This is a genomic window from Shewanella sp. 10N.261.52.F9, from assembly GCF_041471165.1.
In the GTDB taxonomy this organism is placed as follows: Bacteria; Pseudomonadota; Gammaproteobacteria; order Enterobacterales; family Shewanellaceae; genus Shewanella; species Shewanella marinintestina.
Genome location: NZ_JBFRNX010000014.1, coordinates 140,409 through 151,953 on the forward strand (window position 1 = coordinate 140,409; position 11,545 = coordinate 151,953).

Here is an 11,545-nt window from a genome sequence, read left to right on the forward strand (position 1 = left end):
AATTTAGCACTGCGTTTTTTATCATCGCTACTTAACTCGTCAATAGCTTGCTAATTGATAGGGGCAACTGAAACTGTAAAAGTCTATTATACCAATCAGTATAAAGATTTGGTCGCTCAGCGAGAATTTAGCGCTTCTGAGGCAAGGTCATTGAGTGCTCCTGCTTTAATGACATTCACCACATCCATGTGGTTTGCGGCGAGTGAAGAGCATAGTTGAACTAGGGTTAAGCTCACTCTTTGTTTGTAAAAAGTCGCAGCATCAGAGCCGCTAAAACTCGCCATTCTGGAGCGTTTTTGCCTGCCTACTTCTGCGTTGAATAACTTCACAAGGGAGCAACCATTCTTTCAGCTATTCGCCTTGAATTAGTTTGCCAAAAACGCTCTGAGTAGGTCAACTTCTTATACTAATTGGTATAACTCTCTTGGATGGGTAAAAGGATTTAGCGGATTAACGTAAGCATCATTGCCAAAAGTAGTGAGCTGCCTCTTGCCATTTTTGTGAGTGTCAATTTGAAGTAGAGGCTTTTCATCAAAGCACTTATTTGTTTCTACATCGATAACTCTAATCCGATTCTCCCATATTTGAACGTATAAAGTCGTACCAAACTTATTGATAAAACTAGCAAACATGAATCAATCCTTCCTTCCTTGGTAGCTGACATTCGACAGTTGATTTAACTTTTTTAGCTGGTTTTGGCTCCTCAAAATATCGTCCGGGAAAGGCTACATTAGAAAATCGCCATTCCTCCTGTAGCCATTTACGGACTGTTTGGAAAAGCTCATGATCTAGCTCGATACTATCATCACGGATCCATAAATGGACGACACATTGGTAATTAGGTGAATCGCTTGGGTCAATATAAACAGAGCCTAAGCATTTATTTTTTGTCTTATTAAACACCGAATAAGCAAAAGCTTGTCGTAATGCAAATTCTTGCTTATGGACTTTTAGGCTAGCGATATTTTCTTCAAGAGTCATATCACTTTTGGGCCATGGTGAGCCTGAACCAAAAATACCTTGCAGTCTTTGTTGGCTAGACATTACGGCTTCAAAATCTAATTCAGCAACTTGCTCTTCAAGCACTCTAAAGTGAAAAACAGGATTGTCGAAGCTCTTCGGTGGTTCATAAGAGTCTGCTATGAAAGGCTTTGGCATACTCTGCAGTTTCCATTTTTGAATAATATCCGTTATGCCCAAGCGAGTGCTCGATGTGACTCATTCGAGCTAATTAAGCCCGCTCATCTTTGCCAAAAGCTTCATGGTAGGCAATCATAAAGTCTTCTCTGATCAACTGTTCTAAATGAATGGCCTGTTCGGTTGGGCAGAAAATCATAATATGTACAAACTGCTCACCGTTAATGCCACTGGTAATGTGGATGTGCGGCTCTGCGCCTGGTAAGTCGACACCAGCATGTTTTTCTATCACGCTGTTATAGCGCTTCGCGACTTCACTAAACTCTTCACAATGTGCTTCTATTTTTTCATATAGCTCAGCAAATAGCGGATACAAGTTAACAAACTCAACCACTGTGATGTTGAAGTCATGGTAAACATAGCGCTTCATAAAATTAAGGTTTTTTACCGCATAACTAAAGAACATGCTGTTTGGTAGGGTGGCTGTTTTACCTGTGAAGTGGTATTGGCCGTGGTGTAAGTCAATTTCTTGAATAACCGTTGCCATTAGGTTGTGTTCAATCACCTCGCCACATATTTTACCCACCTCAATCCAGTCTCCAATCACAAATGAACGTGAGCTTGCTCTTTGTATCGAGCCGGTAAAGCACAAGATGATTTCTTTCGAGGCGACAACAAAGGCGATGGCGATAGCCGTTACCGATAAAGCAAATTTACTGATCTCTGTTTGCCAGAGCATAAATAAAATCACAATAATTAAAATAAAGGTGCCGTTTTTAGTACGCGACATCCACTTACGTTGGATCTCTGTTAAAAAGGCAACATCGCCACGAATTTTAGAGATCACTAAGCGCTTAATCATCGAAATAAGAACAATGATTAACACGGTAAGCAATAACTTATGGTTTAATAAAAAATCGACGGCAATGGTTAGATGTTCCACAAAATCCTCTGCTAACTCTTATTATAATTTCCGGTTAACGACATAAGGTGTTTACTGCGCTAACTAGGGTAAAGCCACTCTAAAGTTATCATAATCAAAAAACAAGCCAAGCTCCTAATTAGCGCGGACCTTGTTCGTTAAACTCTTAAACTTGTTTATTTCTACTCAATGTTCTTTTTTGCAGTATGGCTATTTTTAAACAACTTGTTTGTAAAATGGATGAACGTTGAATGAGCTTTCAAACGGAACACTTCTTTATTTTGTAAAGGCTTGGTATAAATAGTCCGTTAACTCAATTACTTTCATAAATGAGTCCATCTTCTATGCATAATCTCTCTGCTTTGCCCATTTTGTATTCGCTTAGAAACTGTCCATATGCGATGCGTGCGCGTTTAGCTATTGCTGCATCAGGACAAAAGGTGCGATTACGTGAAGTTGTATTGAGCCAAAAACCTGCGCAAATGCTGCGGGCTTCGCCCAAAGGTACGGTACCTGTTTTAGTTCTGGAAAATAAGCAGGTATTAGAGCAAAGCCTGGAGATCATGCAGTGGTCTTTTGAGCAAAGTGATTCAAGTAATTATTTACTTCGCTGTAATGCTAAGGCTTTAAGTGTTGCTAACACCGAGCAACATAAAAGCAACGCTATAAATAATAGTCAGCAGACTGACATGCATAGCCTAGTGGCGCTGTTTGATACTGAGTTTAAAACTTGCTTAGAACAATACCGTAGCGCTAAGCGCTACCATGATACCCAGTTAGTTCTGCATCGCAATTCGTGCCAAGTTTATTTGCAAATGCTAGAGGATAGACTTAGCTGCAATCTATATTTATGTGCCAATACCGCTAGTGTTGCCGATCTTGCGATCATGCCTTTTATTCGACAAATGGCTAGGGTTGAGCGGCAATGGTACCTGCAATCACCTTACCCTAAAGTAAGAAGCTGGCTTGACGGCTTTTTACAGAGCCCAATGTTCAGCAAAGTTATGACGCAATACCCTTTATGGTTAGAGGGTAATGACGATAGTGTATTTGGCGGTATATAAGGTCTGAAGCTACAACTTAAAGCCCACAAAACTATGTGGGCTTTGAGTAACACCGCTAATAGCTATCGAACTTAATTGAGTTGAAACTCAGGGCGATAGCTTTGCGGTAGTTCAAAGACTTTGTGCTCGCCAGTTAAGGGGCAAATAAAACTTAAATGGCATGAGGTTAATTGCAGGTTAGGCGTGTTGTCGCCGCCATTACCATGTTGCCTATCACCGACAACAGGGTGGCCTAAACTCGCCATATGAATGCGGATTTGGTGTTTACGACCAGACTCGATTTTAACTTGCACCTTAGACTGATTTAGCTCGCTGTTGTACTCAAGTATATGCGCATGGGATAACGCCGATTTATTATCAACATCACTATCAATGCTGATATTGCCTTCAGGAAACTTCCCCTCAACAATGACCTGGTAAAACTTATCTAGCGCGCGAGTTTCAAATAAGTGTGCAATGGCTGCAGTCACTTTTTTACTGTGGCCGAGCACGATAAGTCCTGTTGCGGCCAAATCAAGACGATGAATGATATAAGCGCTGCGTGCTGGTTCAAGTTGAGTTTCTGCAAAGCGATTGATGGTCGTATGGTCGCTCCATTTTGATCCTTGGCAACGTACGCCAAATGGCTTATACCAAATACTGTATTGCCCCTGATCAAATAACAATTCGGGTGCGGTAATAGTTTCTTCTAACACGGCTTGGTTGTAATAAAGGTGCAGTTCATCACCGACCTTTAATGGCTTTTTAGCTCGGCGTAGGCGGTTAGTCTGTTTACCGTGGCTATGCCATACCGCGCCTTTTTGCATCGCCTGCTTAATCACTTGCTTTGATAAACTGGTTTGATTAGCAAGTAAAGTCGCTGCATCAACTTCGTTCGACTCGACTTTGATATGGGTTTCTATTTTCAACGGGTTCATGTTTGACTATGACAACAAGGTATTAGGTAAGCTTTAGCTCGATTTTACATGATTATCTATGAATTTGCTTACCTCTGAAGCGGGTAAGTTATCTCTCGCTGGCTAAACATGTTTATTGCAGTGCATCGTTTGAGCAAAATCAAAGCCTAACAAGTCGTGATGATAAAAATTTAATGCAAATTGTCTTGTTCTAGGTTGCTGCTAGGCTTAGTGTTTAGTTAATTAAGGTTGCGGTGATGCTGTGCTGAGTTTGTTATTCAGCTGATTATTCTAGTGATGAGTAAAGCGTTACCGAGTAGATAGCAAATGGAGTGAGTTATGGACACGCAGTTGGCATTGAGAGTAAAGCATTGGATTGAAAGCGACCCCGATCCCCTAATGCAGCATGAGTTGCAGCAGTTAGTCGACGCAGATAATACCAACGAACTTGAAGCGCGTTTTGCTGGTAGGCTAGCATTTGGGACCGCAGGGCTGCGTGGTGTTGTTGGCGCAGGTCCTACACGTATGAACCGTTTAGTTGTACAACAAACCTCTGCAGGTCTTGGCGCATATCTAAAAGGGCAAATTAGCGATGTCGCCACCCGAGGCGTTATTATTGGTTATGACGGCCGCCATGACTCAAAACAGTTTGCTCAGGACGCAGCAGGTGTATTAACTGCGATGGGTATAAAGGTTTATCTTACCGCTAATGTTGCTGCTACACCGCTGGTGGCCTTTGGGGTATTACACTTAGGCGCCGCGGCAGGCATTGTGGTGACCGCAAGCCATAATCCACCACAATATAACGGTTACAAAGTTTATTGGGGTAATGGTGCGCAGATTATTCCGCCTCATGATAGTGGTATTGCCGCCTGTATAGATAAAGCCGCGACCGAAACGCTTACCTTACTAGGTGCAAGCAAAGCACAAGCGGCAAATTTGCTAGTGATGCTTGACGATGAGTTTTATCAAGCTTATCGGCAAGGCGTTAATCAAGCGGGAGTATTGCAAAATAACACCCAACCAGACTCGGTCAGTTTAGCTTATACCGCAATGCATGGTGTGGGTAATGAGATGGCGCTCAATGTGCTAAAAGATGCTGGCTTTACCAAGGTTTACTCGGTTGCCGAGCAAGCGCAGCCTGATGGCGACTTTCCAACGGTTAATTTCCCTAATCCAGAAGAGAAGGGCGCCATGGATATGGTGATTGCAGAAGCGCAAAAACACGGCGCTATGCTAGCTTGTGCCAATGATCCTGATGCTGACCGTTTTGCCGTTGCTGTGCGTACAGATAAAGGCGACTACCAAATGCTAACGGGTGATCAGGTCGGTGTGCTGTTCGGCCATTACTTATTGACGCACGCTAACGAAAATGAGCGCTTAACTTGCACTACCATTGTCTCGTCGAGTTTATTGTCAAAAGTGGCTCAAAGCTTACAGGCAAATTGCCGTACCACACTTACTGGATTTAAGTGGCTAACGAATGTCGGTATGAGCGAAGAGACTGATGACAATCGTTTCTTGTTTGCCTATGAAGAAGCTTTAGGCTACACAGTGGGCTCAATGGTGTGGGATAAAGACGGCTTATCAGCTTTAGTGGCCTTTGCTCAGTTAACTGCTGAACTTGCCAGTCAAGGCGAAACTATTTGGGACCGCCTAGAAACGATTTATCGCGAGCATGGCTTCCATCTGAACGCACAGGTTAGCATTGCACTTAAACCAGCAACGCCGAATATTGGTGCTTATTTACGTCAACATCCACCGTTAACGATTGCCGGGCATAAAGTGTTATCAACCGATGATATCAGCATCAGCAAACGTGTATTTAGCGATGGCAGTGAAGAAGATATTGCTCTGCCAACCAGTGACGTGCTTATTTACCGTTTAGACAATGGCGCTAGGGTGATTGTTAGGCCGTCAGGCACAGAGCCCAAAATCAAATGTTATTACGAAGTGGTAGCAACAATGACGGCAGACGATACGTTATCTAGCGCCCAACATCGTGCTCAAGACGAAATGGATCGTTTTATTAGCGAGCATCAGGCAGCGTTACCGCAGTAACTTTAGCTTCGGAAGAACGGATAGTAATATTGAAGGGAGCCTTTCTAGGCTCCCTTTAGATTATCAGGCTTTATTATGGGTTAATAAGCCTAAACTCGGAGTTGGTTAAGATTGCTTCTTCCAGGGCTGCAAGACCTAAGGTGCTGTAACCATAGAAATTGGGGAGTAGAGTCTTTCTAACTGCAATCGCGGGTTCTGATATGTCTTCGCCTAGAAGCATGTCATCTACCAATACGGTTAAAGTCGCTCTTTTCTCAGGCGTTAAACTGGTATTAAACTCACTATATCCACTTACAGATGAATATAGGTTACTAAACTCTCCAGTCGTATTTTCTTCAATATAGTAAGTAATGGTTTTGGAGATCGTTGCCCGTATATCATTGACAGACTCTTGTTGATCAAAAGAGTTTGTCAGCAGCTCTTGCCCGCTAGACGATGCACTAGTGTCTGGATAGAAACCTGATTCTGGGAACACTAAATATGCTGAAATCGCTCCGCCTTTACTGATAACTGACAAAATAAATCGATCATCTTTATAGTACTTAATTAGCTCTCCATTATAGGTTTGCTTTATATATACTGGAGCGCCAAAGTTTTGCTCAAGAATGTCAGAAGATGCTCTTATGTAAATATTGTCTAACTTTTCTTGAGAGGGGATATCGGTAAATTTTGATAATGAAAAGTCATAAATTTTCTTCAGGGCATCAGTTGTGTCATTAAAGCCGCCTAAAGCTATTGCGACTAGGGAAACTAAGGCAATTATCCTTGCAAATTTTCCTTTTGTTTCAGTTGCAGGTTCGTTATTTGTCATCATTTAATCATTAAGTTCTTTTAAGTTTTCTAGTATGTTGTCCTTGCCATTTTCAATGGTTTCTTCAACAACTTCTTCTAACTGGTTTAGTGTGTCTTGCCCTAAAACGTCGGTAATTTCATCGCCAAAGAACACTCCTATATAAACCCCAATAGCTATTAAAATCAGCGGTATCGTTTTAAACATAATTTTGTCTCTCTAACTTTACTGATAAAGTGCTATTCGTTGGGTTACCTTCTTGAGATAATTTTTGGTCTCGTCATACGGTAATTCAGCTAAAAGGTGATGGTACACTTCATCGGGTTGCATCTTGTTAATGGTTTTGGCTGCATTGCGAATGTTGGTTGAGCGATTTTCATTGAAAGCTCTGGCTACGTTTCCTGCGCCAGTATTATATGCGGCAATCATGCAATATAGCCGGCTTTGAGGGTCAGTGATGCTTTTCAGGTATTTACTATTTAATATGTGCAAATAAGCTGCTCCAGTTTCGACATTAAGCGGAGGAACATACAGTTCTTCAGCTTTCATAGGGGCATCAATTTTTCGAATATGTCGATTAACATCGTGACCAGCACTACTCGGTACGACCTGCATTAAACCAAATGCAGGAATATGTGATTTAGCGTCTGGTCTAAAACTTGATTCGCTATGCATGATCGCCATAATGACCGCAGTATCTATTCCCCACTTATTGCTTTCGCTAGCAGCCATAGGGAGGTATTGATCCGCACGGTGGTTTAAACTTTTATTAGGGAGTTTAACCGTATAGGAAACAACTTTTTTCGCAGGTTTTACTAACTGGACAACTTCAGTTTGTACTTTTTTTGTTTCTGTAATTGTTTCGCTGTCAATCGGGTTAATATCTTTTGGCGGAAGCGGTTCTAATGGGGTTTCGGGACCCGTAGCTGAAGGTGATACCTCTTGGCTTTCTGTTAAAGCTTGTTGCACTGGAGTCGTAACTTTAGGGATATCCATTGGTTCAGCCGTAACATGAATGCCTAATTCTTCCCTTTTACGTTCATACAAGCTTGCGAGTTGAATCAATCTAAGCTTGGCTTCATTAAGTAGAACCTGTTTTTGATTGTAAGAGCGTTCAAGAATAAACGAATCTGGAATACCTGTTTGCGACATTAATAATCTATCAGCCTGAATATCAAGCTGTTTCATCTGCATGTCGACCTGTTCAATAATAAAGGCTTTCTCTTTATTTTCTTGTTGTTGTGAGTAGTTAACACTGGCTTGAGAAATGTTGGCATCAGTCAGATTAAGAGTTTTACCATTAACTGTTAAATTTTGTTGTGCTATAGCTTGAATAGAATTCGAGTCCGCATCTGCATCAACTAGAACTGAAATTGTCGCACTATTATTTTCATAGTCGATGACTTTCTTAACTGTATTATCAACTGTATATTCGACGCTTTTAGTTTGATCCGAAACCTCACCACTTCCCCAGTGCTCTATTAACACGTTTCTTTGTTGGTCTAGATCTTTATTGTATTGTGCGCGCCACGCTTCGTACTCGTCTAAGTAGTCATTAACATACTGATGAAATTCTGCGACTTTTTCTTCCATTGGACGGTTTATTTCTTCTTTTGCTTGTTCCAATTCTGCAAAAGAATTATTTGTACTAGCATGGGATGAAAAAACAGCAGAAAGAATAGATAAGGCTAGAAGTGACTTGTGGTAGTGTTTCATTGTTTTCTCTATTTGCAGGATACAAAAAAGAGGCTGAAAGCAGCCTCAGAATTTGTCTTATATTGCTTTTAGTGAATCAAGTGCTTTAGATAAATCTTCTGCTGCTTTCTTATTATTAAACTTATTCCATAAGTTAGCGTCTTGATTAACTGAGTCGACCACTTTATTTATGTTTGCCTGGTAGGTTTCCTTATCCATACCAACAAGTACATAAAAACCGCCTGTAGGACTGGCTTGGCTGACAATGATCTTGCTATTTGAAAGCGAGCGAGTCACAACGTTTTTAGTGACATTTTCAAATGTTTCTAAGACTTCTTCAGTTGAGCCTTCTGATGTCGTAGTGTTAACCGAGCCTTGGATGGCTTGTTTAAACATATTGTTGACATCGGTTTGAAACTGAGAAGCAAGCTGAACTCGGGCATTATTTATTGCAATGTTGCGCATTACTCCCATACCCGCTGCACTTTTTTTAGCGTAACCCATGCCGCCTGCGGCTAAATCGCTAGGTATTACATCACAGACCCAAGGTGGAGCATCTACGCTTGGTGCATCAGGGAATGTACAATCAGCAAACTGCTGTGTTTGTTCGACTGTTTGGGTTGCTGAACAAGCTGATAAAGTCATTGCTGCAACGCTAACTAATATTAATTTCTTCAAAATGGAATACCTGCTCGGCCTAGGTTACATTCAATATCAAGCATGCTACATACTTGAGGAACGATTCGCGCTTCATCACCTCTTTTGATTTTTAGTGCGGTTTCTTCGTCGATCATGACCCAAGAATAATCCGGTTTAATGCCGTGCATCGGAATATCAACAACTTCGCCTTCACCAACGCTAAAGGTTTCAATCTCACCTTCAGAGTTCTTGATTGCATTCGCAAAGGTGACTTCAGAATCTGGTTGAATATTAGTCTTTGAGCCCATTCCTATTTTAACCATTGGACCACTTTCGCAGTGACGTAGCTCAAGTACTGGTGCGCTTGGAGCTAGTAATTCTTTTAGTTCAGCGTCATGTTCAATTGACTCTGTTGCCGCAGCTAATGCTAATCCAGAATATTGAGCATTAGAAATTGGACATCTTGAGTTTGTTGTTTCTGTGCTAAAAGAGTCATCACCATCTAACTCGATTCTTTTTATTAGGGCCATATCTGGTAATGAAACTACTTTTGCTATTGCTGCAAACTTGACTGTGTAATCACAACTCGCAGGAATTTTTTTCCTTTCACCATCTTTGTTTTCATAATAGCGAGTTTCATTATGTGATGAGCTTAACTCGCTCATTGTTACTTCAGTAATAATTGCATAGTCAGCGATAGGGATGCCGGTAGTATTATATCGACCACTTTGCTCTGCTAATTTGATTTCGTTTTTTAGCTTACTTGCTAGTTTTCTATCTACTACTTGAACACCTGACTCATTAAGTTGAGACTCTAATTGGTTAATTAGAGTTGTTTTTATTTTGTCTGCAGCGGGTTCGTCAAAATTGATATCAACAGGTAAAACAATATACTTCTTTTCAGCACTTTTCTTTGTAGGAACATCTGAGCTTTCTATATTTACAGTTGTGCTAGGGTGACAAATATTCTCTGGACTAGAAGCACATGCTCCTAAAAGTAAAGAAATACTAAGTGCTACTATTGTTTTATTATGCATTGTTTAATTCCATTATTATCTTTGTTATTTAAGACCTAGTGATGACCAAACTCCACGTTCATCAATTAAAGATGAGAAATGGCGCTCAGCTCCTTCATTAGATATTTTGTAACTAGTCAGTGAGTTGCCTGTAGAAATGACTTCACTACTTCCAATGACATCATTGTTTCTGTTTTTTAATTCAAGGGTGGTGATTTTTGTTGTTATATATGCATCGGTCATAATACTTTGGCGTAGGTCTGATTTAAGTATTAATTTGTGAGTTATCTTTGAGCCGTTTAGTGTGGTTGTTTTTATTCCTTCAACTGATAGTTTTTCTGCTAACATCTGAGCCATTTTTTCATCTTTACTTGATGACTTGATATAGATTAGAAAGTTAGATTTAATTATTGAACATTGAGTGGTTAACCTATCTACTGCACTCAGATCAATATTTAAACTTGGTGAAAGAGAGTTCAAAATAGCCAGTCTAGCAGGAATAAGGTCAGTAAAATGCGAGTTGTCTTTATTAGCCAACCACCACTGAATAGGATCTTGATGATTTAATTTTTCAAATTGAGTTATAGACTTTTGATTGATCTGATTTAAATCTGAGGATATCTGATTAACAATGTTGGATTTCTTTATTTTTGCCTGAGCATAAAAGGACAATTCCCCCTCTGCAATATTTGTATACTCAACACCGCTTAAAGCTATATTCGCTGTTTTAGTGTTAACTGCGTTGTTAACATAGGCATTTGTATGGCTTTTATTGTTTATGCTTCTATGGCTATCACTCATTGAGAAAGAAGAATTGACTTCAGTCCAAAGGGCTGAATTGATATTACTTAAAGCTGACTTTTTAGCTTGGTCTAAACTGCGGCCCTCACCTACAGCTATAATATATTCTGGGTTGTTATTTTGTGGTGAGAGGTACCAATTAGGAGTTGGGGTAGATTTACAACCAATCGTAAATAGTATTACCAAAGAGTATAGAGGTATCTTATATATTGATTTCATTTGTAATGTTTTATTCTATTCTAAATGGTTTATTCGTAGGTGAGAGCGTGCTTTAATATCACCTAATCTAATGTGGGAGCTGTTTTTTAGGTAGGGAGACTGTAATGAATATTAGGGGTTTAATTTGTTTAGGCCTCCATTCCTTAAGTAACCTTTTAAGTTCAAATGCAAGTGGGTTACTTTTTATCAGCATACTAGTTTTATTTTTGAACTCTGTTTGTGATGTGTGTCGTATAAATGAAATCGGCAAAATGATTACTGTTATTAATCATTTAATGCAAATGTAATAACTGAATAACTGAATA

13 protein-coding genes are annotated in these 11,545 nt (G+C 40.2%); 2 read left to right on the forward strand and 11 right to left on the reverse strand.

Annotation, left to right across the window (positions count from 1 at the left end; genetic code table 11):
- Window positions 1-116: 116 nt before the first annotated feature.
- The 4 genes from AB4298_RS11665 to AB4298_RS11680 form a co-directional block, all read right to left on the reverse strand.
- The gene (locus AB4298_RS11665; protein ID WP_371986831.1) at window positions 117-329 is read right to left on the reverse strand and encodes a hypothetical protein; all 213 of its coding nucleotides are present in this window, start codon (window positions 327-329) and stop codon (window positions 117-119) included.
- Window positions 330-401: 72 nt separating this feature from the next.
- Window positions 402-632 carry a hypothetical protein gene (locus AB4298_RS11670; protein WP_371986832.1) on the reverse strand — a complete coding sequence of 77 codons (231 nt, stop codon included), beginning with the start codon at window positions 630-632 and terminating at the stop codon, window positions 402-404.
- Window positions 622-1,158, reverse strand: a complete 537-nt coding sequence (locus AB4298_RS11675; RefSeq protein WP_371986833.1) for a hypothetical protein — start codon at window positions 1,156-1,158, stop codon at window positions 622-624. The genes AB4298_RS11670 and AB4298_RS11675 overlap by 11 nt, the downstream gene beginning before the upstream one ends.
- A gap of 73 nt (window positions 1,159-1,231) precedes the next feature.
- Window positions 1,232-2,080 carry a mechanosensitive ion channel family protein gene (locus AB4298_RS11680; RefSeq protein WP_371986835.1) on the reverse strand — a complete coding sequence of 283 codons (849 nt, stop codon included), beginning with the start codon at window positions 2,078-2,080 and terminating at the stop codon, window positions 1,232-1,234.
- A 323-nt stretch (window positions 2,081-2,403) separates the two neighbouring features.
- Here AB4298_RS11680 and AB4298_RS11685 point away from each other — a divergent pair, with 323 nt between their 5' ends.
- Window positions 2,404-3,123 (forward strand): glutathione S-transferase, encoded by a 720-nt coding sequence (locus AB4298_RS11685; RefSeq protein ID WP_371986836.1) that lies wholly within the window; start codon window positions 2,404-2,406, stop codon window positions 3,121-3,123.
- Window positions 3,124-3,194: 71 nt separating this feature from the next.
- Here the strand turns inward: AB4298_RS11685 and AB4298_RS11690 are convergent, their stop codons facing one another.
- On the reverse strand, window positions 3,195-4,040 hold the full coding sequence (locus tag AB4298_RS11690) for a pseudouridine synthase family protein (protein ID WP_371986837.1): 846 nt from the start codon (window positions 4,038-4,040) through the stop codon (window positions 3,195-3,197).
- Between the two features lie 318 nt (window positions 4,041-4,358).
- Here AB4298_RS11690 and AB4298_RS11695 point away from each other — a divergent pair, with 318 nt between their 5' ends.
- Window positions 4,359-6,080: a phospho-sugar mutase gene (locus AB4298_RS11695; RefSeq protein ID WP_371986838.1), complete on the forward strand. Its 1,722-nt coding sequence runs from the start codon at window positions 4,359-4,361 to the stop codon at window positions 6,078-6,080.
- A 73-nt stretch (window positions 6,081-6,153) separates the two neighbouring features.
- Here AB4298_RS11695 and AB4298_RS11700 read toward each other — a convergent pair whose 3' ends face one another.
- The 6 genes from AB4298_RS11700 to AB4298_RS11725 are packed head-to-tail and all read right to left on the reverse strand — an operon-like array spanning window position 6,154 to window position 11,240.
- Complete coding sequence (locus AB4298_RS11700) at window positions 6,154-6,894, reverse strand: ETEC_3214 domain-containing protein (RefSeq protein ID WP_371986840.1); 741 nt, start codon at window positions 6,892-6,894, stop codon at window positions 6,154-6,156.
- On the reverse strand, window positions 6,895-7,077 hold the full coding sequence (locus AB4298_RS11705) for a hypothetical protein (RefSeq protein WP_371986841.1): 183 nt from the start codon (window positions 7,075-7,077) through the stop codon (window positions 6,895-6,897).
- Window positions 7,078-7,095: 18 nt separating this feature from the next.
- Window positions 7,096-8,586 carry a transglycosylase SLT domain-containing protein gene (locus AB4298_RS11710; protein ID WP_371986843.1) on the reverse strand — a complete coding sequence of 497 codons (1,491 nt, stop codon included), beginning with the start codon at window positions 8,584-8,586 and terminating at the stop codon, window positions 7,096-7,098.
- Window positions 8,587-8,643: 57 nt separating this feature from the next.
- The gene (locus AB4298_RS11715) at window positions 8,644-9,243 is read right to left on the reverse strand and encodes an LPP20 family lipoprotein (RefSeq protein WP_371986844.1); all 600 of its coding nucleotides are present in this window, start codon (window positions 9,241-9,243) and stop codon (window positions 8,644-8,646) included.
- Window positions 9,240-10,241 carry a hypothetical protein gene (locus tag AB4298_RS11720; RefSeq protein ID WP_371986846.1) on the reverse strand — a complete coding sequence of 334 codons (1,002 nt, stop codon included), beginning with the start codon at window positions 10,239-10,241 and terminating at the stop codon, window positions 9,240-9,242. The genes AB4298_RS11715 and AB4298_RS11720 overlap by 4 nt, the downstream gene beginning before the upstream one ends.
- 24 nt (window positions 10,242-10,265) lie before the next feature.
- Entirely contained in the window at window positions 10,266-11,240 is a 975-nt protein-coding gene (locus AB4298_RS11725) for an LPP20 family lipoprotein (protein WP_371986847.1), read from the reverse strand.
- Between the last annotated feature and the right edge of the window lie 305 nt (window positions 11,241-11,545).